This is a genomic window from Pseudarthrobacter adonitolis, assembly GCF_055412845.1.
In genome coordinates, this window is the sequence record NZ_JBVAYW010000001.1 from 41,159 (window position 1) to 64,774 (window position 23,616).

General features: G+C 63.3%; 27 protein-coding genes. 15 read left to right on the forward strand and 12 right to left on the reverse strand.

The features are described from left to right. Window positions 1–4: 4 nt before the first annotated feature. From ACZYZ4_RS00180 to eat, 4 genes are all read right to left on the reverse strand, one after another. Window positions 5–1,372, reverse strand: coding sequence for an aldehyde dehydrogenase family protein (locus ACZYZ4_RS00180; RefSeq protein WP_463857132.1), 1,368 nt, complete (start codon window positions 1,370–1,372; stop codon window positions 5–7). Beyond that, on the reverse strand, window positions 1,353–2,114 hold the full coding sequence (locus tag ACZYZ4_RS00185) for a gamma-glutamyl-gamma-aminobutyrate hydrolase family protein (RefSeq protein ID WP_463857134.1): 762 nt from the start codon (window positions 2,112–2,114) through the stop codon (window positions 1,353–1,355). Before ACZYZ4_RS00185 ends, ACZYZ4_RS00180 begins: the two co-directional genes overlap by 20 nt. Further along, window positions 2,095–3,477, reverse strand: coding sequence for a glutamine synthetase family protein (locus tag ACZYZ4_RS00190; RefSeq protein WP_463857136.1), 1,383 nt, complete (start codon window positions 3,475–3,477; stop codon window positions 2,095–2,097). Before ACZYZ4_RS00190 ends, ACZYZ4_RS00185 begins: the two co-directional genes overlap by 20 nt. Window positions 3,478–3,540: 63 nt before the next feature. After that, window positions 3,541–4,980, reverse strand: coding sequence for an ethanolamine permease (gene eat, locus ACZYZ4_RS00195; protein WP_463857138.1), 1,440 nt, complete (start codon window positions 4,978–4,980; stop codon window positions 3,541–3,543). A gap of 208 nt (window positions 4,981–5,188) precedes the next feature. Between eat and ACZYZ4_RS00200 the strand changes: the two genes are divergently transcribed. The 4 genes from ACZYZ4_RS00200 to ACZYZ4_RS00215 all read left to right on the forward strand — a co-directional run bounded on the left by ACZYZ4_RS00200 (window position 5,189) and on the right by ACZYZ4_RS00215 (window position 8,071). Further along, on the forward strand, window positions 5,189–5,950 hold the full coding sequence (locus ACZYZ4_RS00200; RefSeq protein ID WP_463857140.1) for a FadR/GntR family transcriptional regulator: 762 nt from the start codon (window positions 5,189–5,191) through the stop codon (window positions 5,948–5,950). A 71-nt stretch (window positions 5,951–6,021) separates the two neighbouring features. Next, entirely contained in the window at window positions 6,022–6,762 is a 741-nt protein-coding gene (locus ACZYZ4_RS00205; protein WP_463857141.1) for a DUF5110 domain-containing protein, read from the forward strand. 121 nt (window positions 6,763–6,883) lie between these two features. Next, on the forward strand, window positions 6,884–7,471 hold the full coding sequence (locus ACZYZ4_RS00210; RefSeq protein ID WP_463857864.1) for a DUF5701 family protein: 588 nt from the start codon (window positions 6,884–6,886) through the stop codon (window positions 7,469–7,471). A gap of 471 nt (window positions 7,472–7,942) precedes the next feature. Then, the gene (locus ACZYZ4_RS00215) at window positions 7,943–8,071 is read left to right on the forward strand and encodes a VOC family protein (protein ID WP_463857143.1); all 129 of its coding nucleotides are present in this window, start codon (window positions 7,943–7,945) and stop codon (window positions 8,069–8,071) included. Window positions 8,072–9,254: 1,183 nt separating this feature from the next. On the opposite strand, the gene ACZYZ4_RS00220 is transcribed toward ACZYZ4_RS00215, so the two are convergent. Further along, entirely contained in the window at window positions 9,255–9,482 is a 228-nt protein-coding gene (locus tag ACZYZ4_RS00220) for a hypothetical protein (protein WP_463857145.1), read from the reverse strand. 102 nt (window positions 9,483–9,584) lie between these two features. Between ACZYZ4_RS00220 and ACZYZ4_RS00225 the strand changes: the two genes are divergently transcribed. Beyond that, a complete protein-coding gene (locus ACZYZ4_RS00225) occupies window positions 9,585–9,998 on the forward strand; it encodes an IS30 family transposase (RefSeq protein WP_463857147.1) in 414 nt (137 codons plus the stop codon). Between the two features lie 100 nt (window positions 9,999–10,098). Here ACZYZ4_RS00225 and ACZYZ4_RS00230 read toward each other — a convergent pair whose 3' ends face one another. The 5 genes from ACZYZ4_RS00230 to ACZYZ4_RS00250 form a co-directional block, all read right to left on the reverse strand. Continuing rightward, entirely contained in the window at window positions 10,099–10,320 is a 222-nt protein-coding gene (locus tag ACZYZ4_RS00230; protein WP_456504060.1) for a hypothetical protein, read from the reverse strand. Window positions 10,321–10,437: 117 nt separating this feature from the next. Then, a complete protein-coding gene (locus ACZYZ4_RS00235) occupies window positions 10,438–10,674 on the reverse strand; it encodes a hypothetical protein (protein WP_463857149.1) in 237 nt (78 codons plus the stop codon). A 118-nt stretch (window positions 10,675–10,792) separates the two neighbouring features. Continuing rightward, window positions 10,793–11,206, reverse strand: a complete 414-nt coding sequence (locus tag ACZYZ4_RS00240; protein WP_463857150.1) for an Asp23/Gls24 family envelope stress response protein — start codon at window positions 11,204–11,206, stop codon at window positions 10,793–10,795. Further along, a complete protein-coding gene (locus ACZYZ4_RS00245; RefSeq protein ID WP_463857152.1) occupies window positions 11,199–11,780 on the reverse strand; it encodes an Asp23/Gls24 family envelope stress response protein in 582 nt (193 codons plus the stop codon). Before ACZYZ4_RS00245 ends, ACZYZ4_RS00240 begins: the two co-directional genes overlap by 8 nt. Further along, complete coding sequence (locus ACZYZ4_RS00250) at window positions 11,771–12,373, reverse strand: RNA polymerase sigma factor (protein ID WP_463857154.1); 603 nt, start codon at window positions 12,371–12,373, stop codon at window positions 11,771–11,773. The genes ACZYZ4_RS00245 and ACZYZ4_RS00250 overlap by 10 nt, the downstream gene beginning before the upstream one ends. 199 nt (window positions 12,374–12,572) lie before the next feature. Here ACZYZ4_RS00250 and ACZYZ4_RS00255 point away from each other — a divergent pair, with 199 nt between their 5' ends. The 7 genes from ACZYZ4_RS00255 to ACZYZ4_RS00285 all read left to right on the forward strand — a co-directional run bounded on the left by ACZYZ4_RS00255 (window position 12,573) and on the right by ACZYZ4_RS00285 (window position 16,392). Next, a complete protein-coding gene (locus tag ACZYZ4_RS00255; protein WP_463857156.1) occupies window positions 12,573–13,082 on the forward strand; it encodes an Asp23/Gls24 family envelope stress response protein in 510 nt (169 codons plus the stop codon). Between the two features lie 58 nt (window positions 13,083–13,140). Then, window positions 13,141–13,320: a hypothetical protein gene (locus ACZYZ4_RS00260; protein WP_463857158.1), complete on the forward strand. Its 180-nt coding sequence runs from the start codon at window positions 13,141–13,143 to the stop codon at window positions 13,318–13,320. Continuing rightward, entirely contained in the window at window positions 13,317–13,712 is a 396-nt protein-coding gene (locus tag ACZYZ4_RS00265) for an Asp23/Gls24 family envelope stress response protein (protein WP_463857160.1), read from the forward strand. Before ACZYZ4_RS00260 ends, ACZYZ4_RS00265 begins: the two co-directional genes overlap by 4 nt. Continuing rightward, entirely contained in the window at window positions 13,709–14,290 is a 582-nt protein-coding gene (locus tag ACZYZ4_RS00270) for a DUF6286 domain-containing protein (protein ID WP_463857162.1), read from the forward strand. Before ACZYZ4_RS00265 ends, ACZYZ4_RS00270 begins: the two co-directional genes overlap by 4 nt. Before the next feature lie 42 nt (window positions 14,291–14,332). Next, window positions 14,333–14,953 carry an Asp23/Gls24 family envelope stress response protein gene (locus ACZYZ4_RS00275; RefSeq protein ID WP_463857164.1) on the forward strand — a complete coding sequence of 207 codons (621 nt, stop codon included), beginning with the start codon at window positions 14,333–14,335 and terminating at the stop codon, window positions 14,951–14,953. A gap of 128 nt (window positions 14,954–15,081) precedes the next feature. After that, window positions 15,082–15,549: a PRC-barrel domain-containing protein gene (locus tag ACZYZ4_RS00280; RefSeq protein WP_463857165.1), complete on the forward strand. Its 468-nt coding sequence runs from the start codon at window positions 15,082–15,084 to the stop codon at window positions 15,547–15,549. A 198-nt stretch (window positions 15,550–15,747) separates the two neighbouring features. Beyond that, window positions 15,748–16,392, forward strand: coding sequence for a GOLPH3/VPS74 family protein (locus ACZYZ4_RS00285; RefSeq protein ID WP_463857167.1), 645 nt, complete (start codon window positions 15,748–15,750; stop codon window positions 16,390–16,392). A gap of 221 nt (window positions 16,393–16,613) precedes the next feature. Here the strand turns inward: ACZYZ4_RS00285 and ACZYZ4_RS00290 are convergent, their stop codons facing one another. Together ACZYZ4_RS00290 and ACZYZ4_RS00295 are read right to left on the reverse strand one after the other, a co-directional pair. Then, the gene (locus tag ACZYZ4_RS00290; protein WP_463857169.1) at window positions 16,614–17,846 is read right to left on the reverse strand and encodes an amidohydrolase family protein; all 1,233 of its coding nucleotides are present in this window, start codon (window positions 17,844–17,846) and stop codon (window positions 16,614–16,616) included. A gap of 84 nt (window positions 17,847–17,930) precedes the next feature. Then, window positions 17,931–19,388, reverse strand: a complete 1,458-nt coding sequence (locus ACZYZ4_RS00295; RefSeq protein WP_463857171.1) for a DUF3100 domain-containing protein — start codon at window positions 19,386–19,388, stop codon at window positions 17,931–17,933. A gap of 136 nt (window positions 19,389–19,524) precedes the next feature. Between ACZYZ4_RS00295 and ACZYZ4_RS00300 the strand changes: the two genes are divergently transcribed. The 3 genes from ACZYZ4_RS00300 to ACZYZ4_RS00310 all read left to right on the forward strand — a co-directional run bounded on the left by ACZYZ4_RS00300 (window position 19,525) and on the right by ACZYZ4_RS00310 (window position 23,610). After that, window positions 19,525–21,012 (forward strand): amidohydrolase family protein, encoded by a 1,488-nt coding sequence (locus ACZYZ4_RS00300; protein ID WP_463857173.1) that lies wholly within the window; start codon window positions 19,525–19,527, stop codon window positions 21,010–21,012. Between the two features lie 189 nt (window positions 21,013–21,201). Beyond that, window positions 21,202–22,536, forward strand: coding sequence for an amidohydrolase family protein (locus tag ACZYZ4_RS00305; protein ID WP_463857175.1), 1,335 nt, complete (start codon window positions 21,202–21,204; stop codon window positions 22,534–22,536). A gap of 87 nt (window positions 22,537–22,623) precedes the next feature. Next, window positions 22,624–23,610, forward strand: a complete 987-nt coding sequence (locus ACZYZ4_RS00310) for an ornithine cyclodeaminase family protein (protein WP_463857177.1) — start codon at window positions 22,624–22,626, stop codon at window positions 23,608–23,610. Window positions 23,611–23,616: the final 6 nt, after the last annotated feature.

The following is a 23,616-nucleotide window of genomic DNA, read 5'->3' on the forward strand; positions in this document are numbered from 1 at the left end:
ACGTTTACGGGTTGGTGGAGATAAAGACGTTTTTTGTTTCTGTGAACGCGTTCAGGGCGTCCGGGCCGAGTTCCCGTCCGAGTCCTGACTGCTTGAAGCCGCCAAAGGGCGTGGAGTAGCGCACCGAGGAGTGGGAGTTGACCGAAAGGTTTCCCGACTCAAGTCCTCGGGCCATCCTCAGCGCCTGACCGATGTCCCGTGTCCAGATGGATCCGGAGAGTCCGTAGATCGAGTCATTCGCCAGGTGTAGTGCGTCGGCTTCGTCCTTGAAGGGAACGACTGCCACGACGGGGCCGAAGATCTCCTCCTGCATTACCCGGTCCTCGCGGGAAGGTGTAAGCACAGTAGGGGGGAACCAGAACCCCTTTCCGTCCGGCGCGGATCCCTGGAAAGCCACAGATGAGCCGTCCGGGACGAAGCCGGAAACTGTGCGGTGCTGGGCTGCAGAAATCAGCGGGCCCATGAACGAAGCCTCGTCGCTGGGGTCCCCGACCCGCAGGGCCTTCACTACTGGTTCCAGGAGTTCGAGGAATTTTTCATAGACGCTGTTCTGGACCAGAATTCTGGAGCGGGAGCAGCAGTCCTGCCCGGCGTTATCAAAAGCTCCTCCGGGTGCTGCTGCAGCAGCGGCTTCAAGATCCGCATCGGCGAAAATGATGTTGGCGCTCTTACCGCCCAGCTCCAAGGTCACGGGCTTGACCTGCTCAGCGCAGCCAGCCATGATCCGCTTACCGACGCCGGTTGAACCGGTAAAGACAACCTTCCGCACTGCAGGATGGGTTACGAACCGTTCCCCGACGACTGAGCCCTTGCCCGGGATGATTTGCAGGACTCCTTCGGGCAGGCCTGCTTCCCTGGCCAGCTGTCCGATCCGAATGGCAGTCATGGGAGTCAGTTCCGCCGGTTTCAGAACGACAGTATTGCCAGCAGCAAGGGCGGGGGCGAAGCCCCACGCGGCGATGGGCATGGGGAAGTTCCACGGGACGATTACCCCAACGACCCCGAGGGGTTCATTGAAGGTGACGTTGACCCCTCCCGCTACTGGAATCTGCTGGCCAAGGTGCCGTTCGGGGGCCGCGGAGTAGTACGTGAGGACATCGCGGACGTTCCCTGCTTCCCATCGGGCGTTACCGATGGTGTGCCCGGCGTTGCGTACTTCGAGCTGGGCAAGATTTTCCAGGTCGGCGTCTACTGCCGCGGCAAACCTGCGCAGCAGGAGAGCCCGGTCTGCAGGGGCAACATGGCGCCAGGTCTCAAATGCCTGGACGGCTTTTTCGATCGCCCTGTCAGTGTCCTCAAGTGTTGCAAGGGTTATGGTCTCGATTACCTCTTCCGTTGCCGGATTCAGTACGTCAAACGTGCTGGTGGACATTGCCGGAGCTCTCCGTTCGATTTTTGCGGTAGTTCGTTGCAGCCTCAATGAATCCATTGAAAAGCCTGAGGTCGTTGGGATTCTGTTCCGGGTGGAATTGGACCCCTAGCGCCCATCCGCCCGTTGTCGTTTCGAGGGCTTCCACCGTGCCGTCAGCAGCCACAGCCGTGACGGAAAGGCCGTCAGCGATCCGGTCCATGGCCTGGTGGTGGTAACAGGGTGCGCTGGACAATGGCCCCAGCAGAAGCCGGCTGATGCTGCCGGGCGCCGTCGTGAACTCCACGTTGCCGAAGACACCCGACGCCGGTTGGTAGTCGGCCTCCGGGTTCACATCCGGGATGTGCTGGATCAGCGATCCGCCCATGGCGACATTGAGGATCTGCGCTCCACGGCAGATGGCGAAGAGGGGAATTTCAGCGTCCAGAGCTGCCTTGGTCAGGGCGATGTCGTGTACGTCCCTGGCTGGTTGGGCGCGGGTGAGCCGGTGGGGCTGCGCCCCATACTGTTCCGGGTCCACATCGCTGCCTCCGGAGATGATCAGTCCGTCCAGCATCTCCACGATCGAGGGGTCGGTCCCGACGGGCGGCAACAGGACAGGAGTGCCGCCGGCAGCGACGACGGCGTGAAGGTAGGTTCCCGGAAGAACTGCTGCATCTGCTGTCCAGACGCCCCAGGAAGCTTCCTGGAAGTAGGTTGTCAGCCCGATCCGTGGGCGGTAGGTATCAGAGACGTTCAAAGACACGCTTGCGCTCCCAGTCCGTTACGGCGCTATCAAAAGCCTTCAGCTCGACATCTGCTGCGAAGACATAGTGGTCTACAACCTCATCGCCAAAGGATTTGCGTGCAATCTCGCTGTTGGTCAGCAGCGCACGGGAGTCCCGCAAGTTGGTGGGTATGCGATCAGCGTCGGACTGGTAGGCGTTACCGGTCATGATGGGCTCGAGGGGGAGCTCATTCTCGATACCGTGGATGGCGGCGGCGATAAGTGCGGCGGCTGCGAGATAAGGGTTGACGTCCCCGCCTCCAACGCGGTTTTCCACCCGAAGGCTGGGACCGCGTCCGACGATGCGCAGTGCGCAACTGCGGTTGTCCAGCCCCCAGGCGATGGCTGTGGGAGCGAAGCTGCCTTCGACGAAGCGTTTGTAGGAATTGATGTTCGGGGCGACGAAGTATGCCAGCTCCTTCAGCCCGGCGAGTTGGCCGGCGATGAAGTGCTCCATAACAGGGCTGAAGCCGTGCTCGCCATCGCCGGCCAGGACCGGATTGCCGTCCAGGTCGGTCAAGCTGAAGTGGATGTGGCAGGAACTGCCTTCACGTTCGTTGTACTTCGCCATGAACGTAATGCTTTTGCCCTGCTGCGCGGCGATTTCCTTGGCCCCGTTTTTGTAGAAGGCGTGGTTGTCGCACGCAGTAAGCGCTTCTGCGTACCGGAACGTGATTTCCTGCTGGCCCAGGTTGCACTCGCCCTTGGAAGACTCAACGACCAGCCCAGCCTTTTCCATCCCAGTACGGATGCTTCGGATGACCGGTTCCAGTCTTGCCGTGGCTAGCAGTGAGTAGTCCACGTTGTAGCGGGTGGAGGGGGTAAGGCCCTCGTATTTCTTGTCCCATGCTTCCTCGTAGCTGTCGTCAAACATGATGAATTCGAGCTCGGTGCCGATATGGGCGCGGTATCCCAAGGCCTCCAGGCGCTCGATCTGCGCGCGCAGGATCTGGCGTGGGGACTGGGAGACGGGGCGGCCGTCGAGCCAGAGGACGTCGCATTGAATCATGGCAGTGCCTTCCAGCCACGGCACCCGGCGCAGGGTTGAGACGTCAGGCCGCATCACCATGTCTCCATAGCCGTTCGCCCACGAGGACATGGAGTACCCCTCGATGGTGTTCATCTCCACATCCACGCTGAGGAGGTAGTTGCAGCCCTCGGCCCCGTGCCCCAGCACGTCTTCGAGGAAAGACCTTGCCCCACAGCGTTTACCCTGCAGGCGTCCCATCGAATCGGTGATGGCAACGACAACGGTGTCGATGTCACCGGAAGCGACCAGGTTTCGCAGCTCATCGACGCTGAGTTGGCCTTGCGCGGACGTACCGGGTGTTTGATTCGTCATTTGATTTCCGTAACTTTGATCGTATTTATGAGGGAAAGTGTTTGGACCCTGACGGGATGGGTGTCAGCTTTTGAGTTCGGCCTCGGCCGCAGCCAACTGCGCGAATTCCTCTTCGGGAGCGCCTGCAACAATGCGGTGCCGGCCGTAGAACCAGTAGTAAAGGAGCGCTGCGCCGAAGATTGCAGCTGTTATGGACGCGGCGAATACGTCGACCACAAATGTTGCGACGACCGCGACCGCAGCAAGAACCAGCGCGATTGAGGTGGTGACGACCCCTCCTGGGGTCCGGTAACTGCGGGGCAGGTCCGGTTCTTTCTTCCTCAGAACAATGTGCGAGAGGTTCAGGAGGACATAGGAGACTGTGGCACCAAAGACGGCGATGTTGATCAGGAGTGCGCCGTCACCGGTTATTGCCGCCAGCATGAAGCCGATTGAGCCGGGGATGATCAGTGCCCAATAGGGGGTTCGCCGTTTGCCTGTCAGGGACAGCCATTTGGGAAGATACCCTGCCCGGGACAGCGCGAAGAGCTGGCGGGAGTAGGCATAAATGATGGAGAAGAAGCTGGCTACCAGCCCGGCGAGGCCAGCATAGTTGACGAAGTCTGCCAGGAAAGTGTTGCCACCGTACGCCAGACGCAGGGCTTCCGGGAGGGGGTTATCGGATTCGCTCATGGCCGCTGACCCTGCGGCGCCCGGAACGAGGACGAGCATCAGGGCCCCGAAGACCACCAGGATCACAACAGCGACCATGATGCCCCGCGGCATGTCCTTCTTCGGATTGGCCGTCTCTTCAGCGGCCAGGGGAACCCCTTCGACTGCAAGGAAGAACCAGATGCCATACACGAGCGCACCGACGGCGCCGCTGATTCCCATCGGGAGAAAAGCGCTCGAGGTGGGCGAGCCGTCAGGGACTATGTCAAAGAGGTTCTGGGCGTTGAAATGTGGGATCAGGCCCACGACTACGGCGGCCAGGGCAACGACGGCGACTGCGGTGATGCCGAAGATCATCTTGAGAGCCTCTCCCACGCCGCGGAGATGGATGCCCACAAAAACAGCGTAGGTCACCAAGTAGACCGGCCAAGAGTTCGTCAAGCCGAAGAGTCCCAGCGCTTCAACGTAGCCGCCAATGAAGATGGCTATCGCAGCCGGTGCAACGGCGTATTCAATGAGCACCGCCATTCCGGTGGCGAATCCGCCCAGGGGACCGAGTGCCCGACGGGCGAAGCCGTATCCGGCGCCGGTGGTAGGCAGTGCGGAGGATAGCTCGGCTAAGCCGAAAGCCATACAGGTGTACATAATGCCCATGAGAACAAACGCAATGAGGAGCCCGCCCCATCCGCCTTGGGCCAGGCCGAGATTCCAGCCTGCGAAGTCGCCGGAGATGACATAAGCAACTCCAAGTCCGGCAAGCAGGACCCAGCCTGCGGCCCCGCGCTTCAGTTGGCGGTGCTGGAGATATTGCTTGTCGTCGTCGGTAAGCTGGGTTGAATCAGAGGATGGCACTGTAAGTTCCCTTCGTCCAAGGGTATTGGTATGGAATAAGACCATAAGCTCGTTACAGTGTGGGTCAGATCACGTGCACGGTCAAGAGGTTCCTTGATTTGTGCGGCCTTTTTTCTCGAATCAACCAGCCTTCCGCGAGTGCCGAGGTTTGTCTCGGTCCATTGATCCCCGGTCATAGGCCTTTTTTTGGACCGATTATGATAGGGGCATGGAAGAGGAACTGCTCGGAACTCCCGCCCCGATTCTCCGCCCCGTCCGGCACGGCAATGCTTTCGAGGAAACGATCGAACGCTTGCTCCAGAACATCAAACTCGGTCTCTTCGGCGTAGGGACCAAACTGCCAGCTGAACGGGAACTTGCCGAGATGCTGGGCGTATCGCGCGCTACGCTGCGGGATGCTTTAGCCGAGCTGCAGAAGGCCGGATACGTCGAGGTTCAGCGCGGCCGCTATGGAGGAACGTACGTGTGCAGCCGGCCAGCTGCAGGGTCGGGGTCCTACCCGGAACTCGATCCGGCCGAGGTAGAAGACGTTCTTATCTTTCGCAGCGTACTCGAACCGGCAGCCGCGTCCTTGGCTGCCAGGGCGACTTTATCCCCTGCCCAGCGCAGCCACCTGCTGAGGACTTTGGCCGAGGTGGCCGGTGCACCTGCGAATCTGTACCGGCCGAAGGACGCAAGGTTCCATGTGGCGATCGCAGAAGTGGTTGGATCGCCAAGCCTTGCCCTTGCGGTGGCGGATGTCCGCTCTAAGGTGAGCGACCTGTTGGACCGGATACCTCTTCTCCAGCCCAACCTGGAACATTCCAACTTGCAGCACCAGGAAATCGTGGACGCCATACTCCGGGGCGACGACGAGGAAGCTTTTAGGGCGGCGCAAGATCATCTGCAGGGAACAGCATCGCTGCTACATGGATTCCTCGGATCTTCCCCGACAGATCTTTCGCCGCGATCGACTGCATTGAAGCCCTGAGCTGACAGAACTCCGATCTCAACGAGCTCTACACCCAATGGTTCGCAAATAGCGCCTGGTTCGACACCCCGTTGCGCCCGCACACGGAGAACCTGTGCAACTGCTTCGAGACCACGCCGGACTCAATTGGCCACGCGGCCAGCAACCTTTCGAACCTGAGGCAGCGGTACGAACTGGCCCCGTACTACTACTCCCTCGCGCACCGGGCCAACCGCTACGGTGAACCGCTGGCGCCGCCCCTGGCCTACTACTACCAGGACGATGACGCAGTGCGGGAGATGGGCCACGAGAAGATGCTCGGACGCGATCTCCTGGTCGGGATCGTGGCAAGCGAGGGTGAGCGCCAACGCAACATCTACCTGCCCGCCGGCGAGTGGATCGATCTGCATACGAACGAACGGATCCAGAGCACCGGGCAATGGATTCAGGATGTTCCATTTTGGCGGAACGGGGAATTCACACTCCCCGCATACGCCAGGGCCGGGGCGATCCTGCCGAAGGCGTTCGTGGACTCGAACACGAAGAACATCGAAGGCGATCGCAGCGACTCCGTTGCCCACCCGGAGCTGATCGCCCGCGTCTTCTCCGACGAGCAGCAGAGCGCGTTCACGCTCTTTGAGGACGACGGCGCAACGGTCGACTACGAGAACGGCTCAGTGCGCACCACCGAGATCACGCAGTCACTCAGTGGCGGCGTAGCGAGCGTCACCATCGGCGCGGCGCAGGGCACGTACGCCGACGCTCCGGCAAGCCGTCCCCGCGTCGTCGAGTGGAGGCAACGCCGCCCGGGTGAGGAACAAGCGTGGGAATAAAGAACACACCCCCTTGGCTGTACCAGTCCCCGCATCCTCGACGATAGGTGGTTCCTCCTTGGTTCTTGAAGCTACATTGCCGCCCACTTCCCCTGACGTACCGGCGCAGATCGACAGACTCGTGGAGTTGGGAGTACCGGCTCTGGCTGGGTGCACACCAGCGGAATTCCGCCAGCACGCAGCCTCGTTGTCTGTTGGCGGGTCGGACGGGATTGTTGTGGTCCACCCCTCTTTTGTCTCACCTACCCTCCTGACGCCGTTACTCAACCGGGAGGGAAAGGCGGGTTTTGTCGTTTCAGACATGAATGACCTCAACGACTTCACTCCAATTACAGGCGTTTCCATTCCGTCCGAACCCCTCTATGTCATAGATGAGGTGAACCGAGGAGACGAAATGTCGAATTGGAGCCCCGACGAGGCGCTGCCTCACATCGAAAACGAGGGGCGCCGGCCGCTCACTGTGAATGAAGGGATCTCCTGGCTTCTGCAACAACCGGAACGTCTGGAGCCGGGCTACTGCTTTATGACAATCGCCTCTCGTAAAAAGAAGGGCAAGGCACTGGACACCCGCACACCGGCTATTTGGATCAGCGGCGGCACGGGGCGTGACGGTCGCACCAACAAGGGAGCGCCGAAGGTGGGCTGGTGCTGGGCGGGAAACCGCCACATTTGGCTTGGATTCGCTTCCGCCAAGAAGGAAAGCAGCTGAAGCTGGTCCCGGAAGCGGGCGCAGGCTGGGATAAGACCTTAGGAAACCGACCCCTCGAGTCCGAGAAGCTGGTGGGCGGGGGCAGCCCGGTGACGGGTTCCAGTTTGTCCGCTATTCTGCCCACATACAATTCACGAGTGTTACGGGCTGAACGATCAGTGCACGCGACTTCTGACATTCAGTGCAGATGAGTTCGCACAGCGACATCCCGCTCTGTGGAGGAGTGTCCCACTGGCGGTGTTCAGGTTCCAAGGATGTGGGACAGCAGCTTTTCGCCTGGCGAATGCCGGTCTTGTCATTGCCGGTGACCGAATTGCCTTCCGCGATATCGCTCTTCGGCTCCAAGATCGTCACGGATGCCCCACCGGCCGGCACGGTGTGGGAACGCACCAGGCCGCAGGCACACCCGTTGCCCACGGGCGCGCGGGGGTCTAAGGTTGATTCGTCCTTTTCCCGAGCCAGGAGGAAACGATGTCTGGCGAACCGGTGTTCTTTGAGATTGGGGTCCAAGATCCCCAGCGCGGCAGGGCGTTCTATAGCGCGCTCTTCGGCTGGGACTTTGCCCCCGGACCTTCCGGAGAAGTAGGGTTCACGATTTGAAACGCCGGGAATCCCGGGCGGGATGCATGGCGCCGATGCCGGCGCGGCTCCATACCTTTTCTTCCACGTGGACGACTTGGACGCTGCCTTGGCCACGGTGCGGGAGCTGGGCGGCACCGCGGAAGACGTTGACTGGGTGACGAGGGCAGCGCCGCGGATACGGCCGGTTCAAGCTCTGCAGGGATGATCAGGGCTCAGCATTCGGCCTGCACCAGCCACCGGCACGCCACGCATAGCGCGCGTGAAGCCGGGCGGCTGCTTAGGCCGGAGGAAGCGCCGTCAGGATCTGCATGCCAACGACTTTGGACATTCCGTGCAAGCAAGTCGGAAAACGACATCCCGATCAGTGGGGAGCGTCCCACCGGGGGTGTCCCGGTTCCAAGGATGTGGGACGGGGTAAAAGAGAAGTCCTGCCGGAACGTATGGGGACCGGCGGGACAACGTGGCTATACCAATCGCGGGCCGCGGATCAGATCGCCGAAGTCCGCTGCGCTGACGGTACCGCGGCGGGCGGAGCGGATGCGTGGGTCGGAAGACTGCCTAGGGCGACATCCGGCCGGCCAGTTCCTCGGGAAGCGGCGAAGGTCGGGTGTCGGTCTCGCGCTCTCCCTCCGGGCCACTCTTCTCCGACATGTGCCGCCACCACACGGCCACGGCGCCCACTACGACCATGAATGCCGCGGCCGCGGCGACCACCGATACTATGCGGCGGTGTTGTTGTAGCGCCCGCCCCATTGTGCGGGTTGCCTTCTTCGCCGTAACTGCGGCTGCGCGTTGGGCTTTTCTGGCTGCTGGGTTCCCGGGTAGCGTGATGGTGAGCCCGTGAACGAGACCCGGCGCCTGAGCGAGGGCCGGGATCCTGTCGGTGCTGGCGTCTGCATCCGAGGGGGCAGGGGTGCGTGGGTGTACGTGGGGCCGGTGAGAATTTAGCCGGTCCCGTGGCGCAGCGCATGATGTGTAGCTGGGCAGAGTTCCTCGCCGAGCAGAGCGCAGCCGCGCAGACATCGTCCAATGGCAGAGCTGATGCACGGTCTATCCCAAACGTAGAACAGCTTTCACGCCGGTCGTGTCCGAGCCGGCGAGGGAGCGTTCCACCAAGGGTGTTCCACCTCCCAAGGAACTGGGACACTGCCGGATTCTGAAGTTTGGCTGGTTATTGCATAGAGCCGCCGGCGGTTTCGGGTCAGCCGATGAGGTGAATGGCGTAGCCATCGCTTTGCAGAATGGCTTGCCGAGGGTCGTTGCCGTGGGACCGCAACCACATGATGGTGGAATCTGCTGCTGCTATTTCGAGTTCTGCAGTGCGGATGTGTTTGTCGTCGCAGCGAATCTCGACGGTGCGGCCTGCCAGCATGTTCCAGTCGTCGTTTATCTTTTCCTCGCCAGCGATCCCGGAGCCCTGCCGCGTCATCGGTCACGCTCCTGGATTCGCCGGGGACGTATTGATGATCAGGGACCGGCCGGAGGAGGCGGGCGACGTTCCGTTCCCGGGTCTTGGGAAGGCGATCTGATCATGGGTACGCAGAACCGTTCCGCTATCGCTACGTTGGTCGAGAGGAGCACCCGATACCTGCTCTTGGTGCACGTGCCCGGGAATAACCGTGCCGACGGACTGCGCGACGGACTCATCAGGGCCCTGACTCCATTTCCGGCGGGTTTGCGGAAAACGCTGACCTGGGATCAGGGAAGTGAGGTGGCCAAGCATGCCGGATTCACCGCAGTCACCGGCGTTCCGGTCTACTTCTGTGATCCTCACTCACCGTGGCAACACGGGACGAACGAGCACACTGTGAGTCTTAAGGTGGCCCCGGAGGGGTTGATCCGGAAGGGTTGGTGTCGGCAGCAAGAGGTGACCCTCGAGAATGCTGGCCGCAAATGCGCGTGCCTTCCCTTTGACGTGTCCCTTGAACTGCCGGCGCCGGCCTGACCCGCTGGTCCTGGCTTGATTAGGAGCTTGTCCGCCCGCAGTCGTGACCCTTCACAGTGCTGCCGCGACGAGTGATCCGCAGGGCTCCCCGAGGGCCGTCCTACAGCGTTTCCCAGCCAACGGTTTCCGAGTATCGGGCAACCAAGACACCCTGGCCGAAAGAGGTACTCGCTGTGGCCTCGAAGCGCAGCAGGGCGGCCCGGCACCCGGCCTCCCTCACCGCATCGGTGGCCCTGCTCAGAGCTTCCTCCCGGTCAGCGGCGTCCAGCGCAGAACGGATGTCGGCATTCTGATTAACGGTGTATTCGACGTAAAACGGCATGGCTGAAGCATTCCACATACCCCGGAGGTAAAACAGGCAGACGGCACCCGATGCTTAAAGCTGAGACCTGTTCCAACAGGGAAAGTTGGCCTGCCGGCCGGAAGGCCGTTCCGGCGTCTATTTTGGGCTGCGGCCGTGTCGGCGTCTGGCTGCGAAGTAGGCCAGAGACGCCATGGCGGCGAAGAAGAACACGGTGGCGGGAAGGTAGTTGGCAATCAGCAGCATCCAGACGCCGCACAGCAGCAGCGCCGGCGGGAGGAGGATGGCCGTTGCCCAGAATGTCCTGCCTTGGTGCCGGCCGGTTCCGCTCGTGTTTCCTTCGGCCGGATTCTCCTGGTTGTGTTCAGAGTTCATGCCGGTTCCATGCCGGGAAGAGTAGCGTTCGGGAGTCCGGGTGCGGTGCGGTGGTTCGGAATCGTCAGGCTGATCCGTAACGATGATGGTGGGGTGGCCGTCATGCTGGTGTCCTGGATCATAGGGGCTTGGGAGGGTGGGCCGCTGTGGCGGTGGGTGGGTGCTCTATGGCCAGGACTGAGATGTCGATGCGCCCGGGGGTGAGGCCGGTGTGGCTGATGGTCCGGGCGATCTGCTCCCGCACGGCCTGGGCGACGTTCAGGGCTGCGAAGGCGATATCGGTGGCGATGTCGAGCTGGATGTCGGCGATGCCGTTGTGGACGGTGACGAAGACGCCGTCGTGCCGGGCGGGAGTGGTTCGGGTGTCTGTCCTGCGGAGATTTTGGATTGTTCCTGTTCCCAGGCGGGTGAGAAGGTTTTTCAGGGTCGGTTCGAGTCGGAGGACACCTGGTGTATCGAGGGCGGTGCGGGCAGCAAGGTCGGCAATGAGGTGGCTGCTGATCAGCCGGGCTTCGAGGGGATGCTCAGACATCGTAGAAATCCTCCACGGTGATGTTGATGGCTCCGGCGTTGAGTCCGACGTGTGCTGTGATCATGCTGGTGATCCGTTCACGCAGCAGCTCGGCGGTTCCGGGGATGTCGGTGCCGGAGGCCACGGCGATTCGAAGGTTAACCGCGATGTCGGCGGTCCCGGCAGAGCGGGTCTCCGCGGTATCCGGGTCAGGGTGGACACGGCAGCGACGGGCCCGTACTCCCGGAAGGGCGTCCGCGCCGAACCAGATGACTGAGGTGATGGCTTGTTCGCTGATGGTGATGCCCCCCTGGTCAGCCTGGTAGACGGGGAGCCGGTTGCCCCTCCGGACTTCGGCCCGGGCCAGGTTCATGATGGCGTCCTTGACGGCGTGATGGGGCTGCAGGGAGGCGTCTTCTGCATCGTTTTCCCGAAGCGCGCGGGTGGCCTCCGCGAGCCTTGCCAGGCTGGCCCGTGCCGTCCGGCACTGGACGCAGCCGCTTTCGTGGGCGGTGGGGGGCTGGTTGATGGTTGCCCAGGATTCGTCGATGCTGCGGCCACAGCCCAGGCGGGGGATGGTTTCGTCTATTGCCATTGACTCATCTTTTCCGCGAGTTCTGCGCGTGCTCTGGCGAGGCGGCCTCTGACCGTCTGTTCACTGACCTTCAGTGTTGCGGCTATTTCAGCGTAGCTGCGGTCGTGGATTTCCCGCAGGAGCCAGCAGGCGCGCTGCTCGGGCGGGAGGGTTAGCAGCGCTGTGGCCAGGCCGTCGATCTCGCAGGAGATTTCCGCTTCGCGGGCGGGATCGCCTCCGGCTCCCGGATCGGTGGAGGAATCGGCGGTTGTTTGCAGAGTGGCCGGTTCCTGGACGACCTCCGGCTGGCTGGTCCGTCGCCGCAGCCTGTCCAGGCAGCGGTTGGTGGCCATCTGGTAGAGCCACCCGCTGAAAGCCTGCCTGTTTATCAGCAGCGGCAGGTTTCTCCAGCAGGCCACGAGGGTGTCCTGCACGACGTCTTCGGCGTCGCCCCGGTCATGCAGCATCCGGAAAGCGAGACGGAAAAGTCTGCCCTGATACGCCTTGACGAGGTATTCGAAGGCGTCCAGGTTGCCGTCCTGGGCCCGGGCGACGACGGTCGCCTCGTCCAGATCATCGAGCCGTGTCAGGACAACGGGTTCACGTTCATCCATCGTCACCGCCGTCCTCTGTGCCTCCGAACCGCACCACCCGGGTTCCGGGGCTTATGACCAATGTTTTCAGACGGCGCCGGTAATGGGAATGCCCCGGTGCGGGGAAGCAGAGACAAATCAGTTTGCCTATCCGCGTGACGTTTGGCGGTGACGTGCGTCTTTAACCATGTAGGCAACATCGCATCGGTTGATTGAGGAGATGGTTCCCGTGACAGAAGCCCCGCAGTTCCCTGGACAGTCCGGTGGCATGGCGGCTCCCGAGGAGGGGCGGAAACGGAACGCCCCCGTTGAGACGCGCCGCAGCACCGACCTGCTGCACACGGACCGGGGGGATACCACCATTGAGGAAACCGTGGTCCAGAAGCTGGCCGGCATGGCTACGCGTGAGGTTCCCGGGGTGTATGCGATGGGCAGCGCTGCCCGGCGTGCGTTCGGCGCGATGACCGAGCGCATTCCAGGTTCCCAGACGAATGTCAGCGGTGGGGTGAGCGTGGAGAAGGGTGAACGCCAGACCGCCATCGACTTGAGCATCGTCGTCGAGTACGGAACGTCCATTGTCGAGGTGAGCCAGGATATCCGGCGCAATGTCATCCAGTCGGTGGAGCGCGCGACCGGTCTGGAGGTGCTGGAAGTGAATGTCCACGTCACCGATGTTCATCTGCCCGAGGATGAGCGGCCCGAACAGGACGCCAAGACGCCACTGGAGTAACCAGCTCACCCGCTCCGTCCCGTTCTCGGGCGGTAACCGATTTTGGAAGGAGTGCCGCATGTCCACTACACGATGGTGTCTGGCAGTCGGCCTGGTACTTGGAATCGTTTTGGCGTTCGGAGGTTTTACAGCCCTGGTGATAGCGGTCCTCTTTGGCCTGATTGGGCTGGTAGTGGGCCGTATTGCGGAAGGGAAACTGGATCTGCAGGCCTTGTTCGGCAAAGCATCCAGCCGATGAATACCACCGCAGCGGATGCCGGCTCCCGGGACCTGGATTCGCGGGGGCGCACCGTCCTTGACCGGAAGGTGCTGGAGAAGATCGCAGGTCAGGTCGCCAGCGAAGAGTCCTTTGCCGGCGGGTCCTCAGGTGGGTTTCTGGGCATCGGAGCACATTCGGACTTTTCCGCCCGGCCCAAAGTTACGGTCGAGCTGGCGGGCAATATCGCCGTGCTCAGCGTGGAAATAGGGCTGCTCTACCCGGTACCGCTGCGCCAGGTAACCGACCAGCTGCGCCGCCGGATCAGCGAACGCGTCACCGCCCTGACCGGGGTGGAGGTGCGCCAGATCGACATCACAGTGTCCTGGCTGAAACCTGCCGATGAATCCACCGGCCGCCGGAGGCTGTTATGAGCCGGCACGATGGGAAAGCCACACCCCTGCGGCACCGTCCCAGCCGGGCGGTTCCTGCCCTGATTCTGGGAACGCTGCTTCTGGCCGCCGGCGTGGCACTGGTATGGGCGGCACTGGCCCGGCTGGCCACGGGTTCGTGGCCGGTGTTTCTGGCCGGCCCCCGTGACTGGCTGGCCGGTGTGACCTGGAACGATCCGGGAGTCTGGGCCGTCGGAGCTGCGGCGGCGGTCGTGGGACTGGTCCTGCTGGCGGCAGCACTGGTTCCGGGCCGCTTTAACGCCTTGCGGCTGCAGTCGCCCGGGGACGAGGGGCAAGTGCCGGTGGCAGGCACGCAGGAGATTGTCATGACGCGGCGGGCCGTTGCGCGGTACGTGGCGGCGCACTGTGAATACGTCGACGGCGTCGGTTCAGCATCGGCCACGGCCTCGGCGCGCGCGGTCCATCTTAACGTGACCACGGCCCTGCATGAAACACGGGAGCTGCACGGCCGTGTCATTGCCGAGGCCAGGGACCAACTGGCCAGTGCCGGACTCAACCCGGTCCCAAAGATCACGGCGTCCGTCCGGTCCAAGGAATGACCGCGGCCACCATCCTCACGCATTCCGGAAGGAAGGCACCCCATGCGACAACACGCCGGAGCGCTGAACCGCACGTGCCTGGTCATCCTTGGCATTCTCGCCCTGGCCGGCGGCGTCCTGATACTGCTGATGGCCAGCGGAACGCTGCACGCCATGAACCCCTCAACGGTCGCTGCAGAGAGTCCCGTCGTGACAGGGGACCTGCACACGGTCTTCGGCCCTGCCGCTGCTAAAGCCATTATCCTGGTGGCCGGGGTTGTCATGGGCTCCCTGGGATTGTCGTGGATCCTGGCACAGATTCCACGAAGGAATCCCGCCGACAGGTACCGGCTGCATCAGGACCCCGCCTCCGGAACCACGCTGTGTGAAGCCTCAGTGCTGGGCTCCGCGGTGGAAAACGAGATCAATACCCTGCCCGGGGTTGTGGGTTCCTCGGCACTGCTGCGCGGCACAGCCGTGGACCCGGATCTGACGATGAAAGTCACGGTCAACAACCGCGCCGACATCCAGGACGTCCTCCACAGGATCAACACCCGGGTCATTCCGGACCTCTCCACGGCCTTGGAAACACCGCTGCGGCGGACAGGAATACAGCTCGAGGTCAGCGGCCGAAACGCCATTTCCGGCACCACAGTGGAGGCCACCGGCACCGTCATCTACTAAGAACACGTCACGCCGAAGAACACGACCTTAGCGTCGGATATTTCACTTCTCCACAAGCCACCCCAACCTGCGCATACTTTTCCACAAGCCACCCCAACCTGCGCATATAGAAAATCCAAGGAGACACCATGCTCGGCCCGGAAGACATCGACGATCTGCTCGCCAAGGGCGCAACCGTCCACGCCATCGACGGAGGCAAGATCGGCCCCCTGGGACAGGTCTACCTGGACGAATACACCGAACGGCCCAGCTGGATCACCGTCAGGACAGGACTATTCGGAATCTCAGAGTCCTTCGTCCCGGTCGAAGGCGCACTGACCGAGGGACAGGACATCCGCGTGCCCTACACCAAAGACCAGATCACCGACGCCCCGCAGCTGGCCACAGACCTCGACCTGGAAACCGCCGAAACGGACAGGCTGTACCGGCACTACGAGCTCGCCCGACCCACCTACGCTGACGCCCTCACCGATACGGTGGCCACAACTCCAGTGGACGCCGAAGGCAGCCCTACCGGCACACAACCCGGCCAAGGTCGGCTACGCAAATACGTTCCACAAAAACATCACCCTGACCATCCAACCGCGATCCGCTGACCGGGGCCAGCCTGAGGCGAAGACAGAATCCTGGAGCTTCGCCTCAGGCGGTTCTGTGCAAGCCGCATCCGACAGGAACCCGGCCTGGCGCTGCCGGCCGGTACGATCCCGTGGCGGCGGTACGCTGCGGCGCCTCGGCGGGCCGGCCCGACCGGGGCAAGGTGGCCGGCCTGGCACCGGCTGCCGGGGACGCTGCTGATGATCCGGGGACGGGGATGTCCGACGAACGACAAGAACGGCAAAGCTGAAGTGCCGGTATTCGCACTCAGGACCACTGTGGCAGGGGCAGTATTGGCCGAGCTGGACCTGATTGGTGCGATCGAGCTGCAGGGTAAGCGCGTCAGGGCAACCGGCACCGCCCCGGAAACGGACTTCCAGCACGAGCTGGAACTCATCCGGGGCAAGTCCCGGCCCCATACTCCCAAGGCGTGGGTGGGCATGCTGGAGGGTCGCGCCGAAGTGCAGCGTGTCTACGAGGGGATGGCGTCACTGGGCATCGTGGAACATGTCGGTGAAAAGCACCTGGGTCGGTTCCGGGCCGTGCGGTACCCGGAGAAGGACCATGCTCCGGAGGCGGCCCTCCTGGAAAAGATCCAGGCCGCCCTCAGCGGTGCGCCGGCCGATCTCGAGGCGCCTGATGCAAAGCCTGATTCCAAGGCATCCGATGCCAGGACCATAGTGCTGATCGCCCTGCTTCAGGCGGCCGGACGGCTCGGAAAGCTCTTCCAGGCAGCGGATCTAACCCGGGCGAGTGAGCTGGCGAAGGACTACTGGCCGTCCCGCGCGGTGGAAGACGAACTTCGTATGATCAGGCTGGCGGAGCAGGAAGCCGCAAACTTATGATGCTGCCCGAAATCGCTAGGCACGGGAGCCGTCGGTCTGCGTAGACGCCAGCAGCCCGCCGCCGCCGTCCCAGCGCTACAGCGTGAGTTTCTCGGCGTCGTCGAACTTTATGAGGGCCAGCTGGCAGAGCTCATCAACATTTCTCGTCCACGCTGCAGCGAACTCCCTGGCCGTCATCTCCTCTGAGCGGGAACCGCGTCAACTTCTGGGCAGCGGGCTAACTACGCGGCCGGGTTCGGAAGAACGACCAGGCCGTCGGCGACGAGCCTGCCATCGTGGATGACAGTGCGGTCGGTGCCGCGGTCCATGACGGTGCTCGTGACGGTCTCGCCGTCAACCAGGACGATGTCGGCCCGATCTCCGGGAGCCAGGCCCGGACGGTCGTCGGGACTAGCGAGGCGCTGGACGGTACGGTCCATGATGGACGCGCCGCCAATGGTGGCGATCGCCGCACAGTGCTCGATCAGCCGGTCCTTGCGCAGCCGGTGTGTGAACGCCAACTGCCAAGTGCGGTCGAGCATGTCGCAATTGCCGTATGGGCTCCAGTAGTCCCTCTGCCCGTCCTCGCCCAAGCCGACACGGATCCCCGCCTCGGTCATCTGGGCGAGGTCGAATTGCGTGCCGCCGCTTGCCGGGGCGACCGTCGCCCAGGCAACGTCGAGCTCGGCCATCTGCTCCACGAGCCGGGCGGTCACATCGGGGTGGACATTGGCGAGATCGTAAGCGTGGGACAGCGAGACGCGTCCCTCCATACCCAGCGAGCGGGTGCGTTCGAAGACAAGTTCCGCGCTGAAGACCCCCAGGTGGCCAGGCTCGTGCAGGTGGATGTCGACGTCGGCGCCGTACTTCTCAGCCAGGCCGAAGACGATGTCCAAGTGGCGGGCCGGGTCTCGGTCCAGCTGGCAGGGGTCAATGCCGCCGATGGTCGTCGCCCCTGCGCGGAGGGCCTCCTCGAGGAGGGGGATGGTGCCGTCCTCGAGCAGGAGGCCTGCCTGGGGGAAAGCCATGACTTCTACTTTTGCGGCGTGGGCGAAGCGTTCCTTGGCGGCCATGACTGCCTCGAAGCGCTCAAGCTTGCAGTCCACGTCGATCTGGGCGTAGGAACGGACGCGCGTGGTGCCTCGTCCAATCATCCGTTCCAGCGTTCCCGCCACTACATCCCCATAGGGGATGGGGGTATCGCGCCAGTTTTCCCGGTCGTTGCACATCATGTTCCACACCCCGGGCGAAGCGGTGTGCTCCCGGAACGGCAGCCCGATGCGGGTCGAGTCGAGGTGGACGTGCACATCGGTGAATGCAGGCATGGCGATCCGGCCCCGTCCGTCCACTGCCCCGCCGTCAGCATCCGGGACTATGACGGCGGTTCCCGCTGGCTGAATGGCTGCAATGCGCCCCTCCCGCACCTCGATGTCTACGGCGTCCCCGCCCCAGGGGCGGACATTGGTGATGAGCATGGTTCATTCCTTTCGGCTGATGCTGTGAACGGCGGGGAGGGCACTGATCCCGCGGGACCGGTGCCTTCCCCGCCGGAGCGTGTACTAGAAGTTCAAGGCAACCTGGGCGATGACTGCCGCGGCGATGAAGCTCGCCGTGAACGTCATCAGGGCGACAATGACAATCTTCCAGCTCAGTGAGCGCAGCGCCTTGACGTCGCGCCCGAGGGACATGCCAATCAGGGCGATCATGGGCAAGCCAGCAAAGAGGACGTTGATGTGCTGCGTGGTGGAGGCGATGAAGGGTCCGGTGGGCATGAAGGTCGCAGAGGCAATGGTGGCCAAGGCCAGGACCCAGATGCTGGACGGGACCGCCGGGACGAGCTTGGCAAGCACGAGCGCGATGCCGGTGAGGGCCAGCAGGATGAGCACACCGACGACGTCCAATGGGCGCGCTGAACCGGTGCCGAGGGCGTTGAGCAGGAAGCCGGCCACACCGGTCGCGGCGAACGCGATGAGCCACGTCCTAGGCGATCGGACAACAGTGGGGTCCTCTTCGATGCTGTTGACGTCCACGGTGTCGTTGCCCGGCGCTTTATCCGGTTCGGTCGCTGCCCCGCTTTGGCGGGCCGTGTTTGAATAGCCCGCACGGGTTCCGTCTTCAGCACCAACCAGAGCGCCGCTCCGGACACGGCGGCCGAGATCATCCCGTCCGAATAAACGGGACCACATCTTGTAGAGCTTCTGGCACATCGGCAGCGCGATAAAGACACCTGCGTAGAACCCGACGATGTTGGTGACGAGGTTGGACAGGGCTGCGAGGGCCATGATTTCCCCTGCCATCTCCGGATACAGGATGGACAGGGCGCCGACGCCGCCGAGCATCATGGAGGCGGACCCGAGTCCGAGGCCCAGCGCGAGGGCCCGGGGGTCAAAGAAGTCCAGTCCGCCGAGAAGGCCGGCCAGGAGGGAGATGAACACGGCGCCAAAGACGCTGCCCAGCACCCATACGGCGAAGACGCCGCGGTACTCGGGGGAGCGGACACCGAAGCGCTGGATGGCGAAGGCAAGGTAGGACTCACGGTCGATCGACCAGGTGGCGCCGATCGCAGTGCGGCCCAAGCCGAGCGCAACTGCGACCGGCAGTGCCAGGATCACCGTGCCCACCACGTGGCCGACCTCCTGCAGGAGGATCGCAGGGCCAATGTTTGTGAACTTCGTCAGCGATGGTCCGATTTGGGTGCCGAGGCCTGCCAGGAAGAAAACAATGGATACGTCCATCAGATGCGTGGACACGGCACGGGCACGCCCTCCAATCGGTTTCCATCTCTGGACTCCAAGGAATCCGCCAATGAGCACGGTCCATAGGATGGGCATCAGGACGATGGCGGCCGGTCCGAGGTGGAACTTATGCGTTCCGATCGTGATGGCTACGGCACATATGGCGGTGGAGATCCCGATCATCGCGAACCACATGACGGGACGGGCACGGAAAGAACGCGTAGGTGACGCGTCCACTAGGGCAGGCGCGGAGCCGACTGTGGTCTTCGCTTCATTGCGCATGACGCAGGCCTTTCGAGGGGGGATCAGGGATCAGAACCCGCATTGCGGAATCCGACTCTTGGTATACCAAGTGACTGTATACTCGTACCCATTGAGAGGCAAGTCACATTTATCGGCAGTTCGCCAAGGAGGCACGTTGTACACGAAAATCTCGGCCCGGTACGTTCTGGGGTTCGACGGAACACGGCACACGCTTATCGAGGACGGCGAAGTCGTCTTCGAGGGGGATTCCATCGCCTTCGTGGGGCGCAACTACGAGGGCCCGGTCGATGAGGAGCGCGACTATGGCCAGAGTTTGGTCATGCCAGGCCTGATAGATCTGGACGCCCTCGCCGACATCGATCACCTCATCCTGGACTCGTGGCCCTCGCCCGATGTCGCCGCCGGCCACCTGTGGTCGGAGGACTACTTCACCAACCGTCGCCGGGACGTGTTCACGCCATCGGAACGCGCCACGGTCCGCGAGTTCGCCTTGGCGCAGCTCGCCCTGCATGGCATTACGACCTACATGCCGATCGCCTCGGAAATCCACAGTTCCTGGGCTGAGGGCCTCGATGAGCTCGTGGACATGGCAGAGATAAGCCGGCGGATCGGACTGCGCGGCTACCTTGGGCCGGCCTACCGGTCTGGGGTCCATGTCATCACTGCCGCCGGCGACCGCGAGGTCCACTTCGACGAGGCCCGGGGGCTGGCAGGCCTGCGCGACGCAGAGCGCTTCATGGACTACGCCGCGGGTCTCGCAGACCCGCTCGTCACCGGGGCCTTGCTGCCGTGCCGCATTGAGACGCTGTCCGAAGACCTCATGCGCGAGACGGCGCGGATCGCCAGGGAGCGGGACGCGCTCGTCCGGCTCCACTGCCTCCAGTCACCTCTCGAGGACGAACTCCTGCAGCATTCCGCCGGACGCGGCGTCCTGGAACTGCTCGAATCCACCGGCCTGTTCGGCACGCGGCTTCTCATCCCGCATGGTGTGGTGATCAACGGCAAGGACCCTGCCGCGTCAGCGCCGGGCGGCCCGCTTGACACGCTAGCCCGCCACGGCGTCAGCATTGTCCACTGCCCGCTGACATCGTTCCGCTATCAGAAGCAGCTTGTTTCGTTCGACCGTTTCCGCAAGGCAGGCATCAACATTTGCCTGGGCACCGACTCGTTTCCGCCGGACCTTGTGCGCGGAATGGACGCCGGTATGCACCTGGCCCGGCTGGTCGAGCAAAGGCCCGACGCCGGGACTCTGGCGGACTACTTCGATGCCGCCACCCTTGGCGGCGCGCAGGCCCTCGGGCGGGCTGACCTGGGCAGGCTTGCACCCGGTATGCAGGCCGACATTACCGTAGTCTCCTTGGGTCACTTCGGGGACGGTGTCGTCGAAGACCCGCTGCGCACGCTCGTGCTGAACGGCACGGCCCGCCAGGTGACCGATACGTTCGTGGCAGGGCACCCCGTCGTCGTCGACCGTGGCCTGCCCGGCCTGGACCTCGACGCCCTGCGGGCCGAGGGGCAGCAGCTGTTCGACCAGATGCGGGCGGCCTACTCGGTGCGGGACGTCCAGCTCAGGGAGCCTGACGAGCTGTTTCCGCCCACCTATCCACGCGCGGAAATCGCACAGTCGGTCACTGCCCCGTAGCGACCGCAACCTTCGACTCCTCATTTGATCACTCTTGGCTTGGTATACCAGAGTCGGTATGATGAGGGCATGCGAGGGCTACCAGCACATTGCGGGGGAAGCTCATCCGCCCTCGGTAGAACGACGACTTTGACCTGTTGACATCGGACCCGCGCTCCTCCGGCTGGGCCCTTCCCATTGGAGAGAATAATGTGCCTGCACGATCACACCCCTGCCCTGCCTCCAACCGCGGTTCCACGCCGCGGCATCCTGGCCGGGGCGGCCGCCTTGGCGGGAATCTCGGTGGCAAGCCTGGCTGCCCAGCTTGGAAGTGCCCCGGCAGCGAGGGCAGAGGGCAACGCATTAAGACCCGGCCACCGTGACCGCCCCGCTTCGCCCCCGCCCATGATCATCGAGGGCGGCACCATAGTGGACCCCAAGACGGGCAATGCAGTGCAAGACGGGGTCCTTGTGCTGGAAGGAGGCAAGGTCACCGCGGTCGGCACCCGAGAGGAAACACGGCGTGCAGTAGCCGCCCTTGCAGGCCGCGCCCGCATCGTGGATGCCTCCGGGCGGTGGGTCCTTCCCGGCCTCATCGACGTGCATGTTCATGCGAACGCGCTTTCGGATGCGCGGGCCATCCTGCAGGGCGGAGCGACCAGCGTCAGAAGTGGTTCAAGCAGCTTCTATCAGGACGTCGCCCTCGCTGCCCTGCCTGCCTGGGCCGCCGGCGCCTCGCCCCGGATGAGCCCGGCCGGGCTGTTCATCTCACCCGATCTCGGGGACTCGCTCCTCGCAGACCCGGACCTTGCACCGCTGGCATCCCTGTCCGGGGGAGTCACAGAGCCGACGGACCTCGCCTACCTCACCCGCGTCAACCTGAAACGCGGTGCCCAGGTGATCAAGACCCGAGCCAACCCCCGGGCGGGCCTGGCGGAACAAGACCCCCGCGAACTGGTCTACAACTACGAACAGCTCTCTGCGGTGGTCAAGGCCGCAGGCAAAGCAGGCGTGCTTTGCCACGCCTACAGCGCCGAGGGGATAGATGGTGCCGTCCGGGCCGGTGTGCGAAGCATCGAGCACGGCGTCTTCGTCAGTGAAGAGACCATCTCCCGGATGGCCAGCCGTGGCACTTACTTCACTCCCACATTGGACGCCATCACGAGCATGGCAGGCTCTTCCAACCCGGTCCTTGCCGCCCGCGGCACGGAGTACACGCCCATCATCAAAGCAGCTGTGAGGGCTGCCCATGAAGCCGGTGTGACGGTGGTCGCAGGGACGGACTCCTTCGGATCCGATGTGACCCCGATAGGCACAGAAGCGCGTCTACTTGCTGAGGCCGGGCTTTCGCCACTGGACGCGCTGAGGGCCGCGACAGTCAATGCCGCCGCCCTGCTCGGCTGGAGTGAGAGTGCAGGACGCCTGGTGCGCGGTTCCTTTGCAGACGCCGTCATCGTGGACTCTGATCCCTTGAACAGCGCCTCGGCCCTGGAAGAAATCCGGGCAGTGGTGGCCCAGGGAGTCCTTGTACGGAATGACCTCTGATCGGTCGTTATGGATAAGCGCGACGCTGTCCCCTCCCACCTTCCTCCTGCCCGAGCAAACGCGCCCTCCCAATCCAGAAAGCCACCCATGACCTTGATTCTTAAAGCCTCCGAGCTCCAGGCCCTGGCCGATATGCCCGGGACCATTGCCGCCGTCGAACGCGTCTTTGCCGGCCTCAGCCGAGGCACCGCCATTCAGCCGGCGCCGGATTCCCTTCTCTTGCCGTCCTCGGACGCGAGGTTCTTGCCGATGGCAGCGCTGTCCAGCGCCGAGGAGCTGGCATCCGTCAAATTACTGGCGGACATCCCGGCGAACCGGGAGTCCAGCCTGCCCACGCAGCGGTCCACCATCATGCTTGTCTCCCAGCTAACCGGCGAAACCCTGGCCATCCTAGACGGCAAAGTCCCCACACGGGTCCGCACTGCCGCCGCCAGTGCCGTGGCGACGAAGCTCCTCGCGAGGCCCGGCAGCACAACCCTGGGACTGGTCGGTGCAGGCGCCCTGGCAGTGGCACACGTGGAAGCCATGCTGGCCGTCCTTCCTATTGAAAACGTGGTGGTGTGGTCCCGTTCCGCGGACACCGTTGCAGCCTTTTGCAGCGAGATTTCCCATTACGGCCTGAACATCACACGGGCGTCCAGCGTCCAGGAAGTTGTGGAGGCTGCCGACGTGCTGTGCACCCTCACGCCGGCCGTCGAGCCTCTGGTAAAGGGCGAGTGGTTCAAGCCCGGACTGCACGTGAACGCCGTCGGGTCCCGTCCCCGGGCGGACCACCGGGAGATTGATTCGGCGGGCATGGTGAGGGCGAGGGTCTTCGTGGACAGCCTGGCAACGGCCAGAGCCAAATCCGGCGGGCTGATCATCCCGGTGGCCGAAGGTGTGATGAGTTTTGAGGACGTGGAAGCCGAGCTTGGTGACGTGGCGGCGGGGACAAAAGCAGGTCGCCATGGTGATGAGGACGTAACCTTGTTCAACTCGGTTGGTATCGGTCTGCAGGATCTTGCCATCGGGCGGCTCCTGTACGACGCTGCGCTCAATCAGGGGGTTGGCACCCGCGTGGAACTGAATAACTGAGTAAGC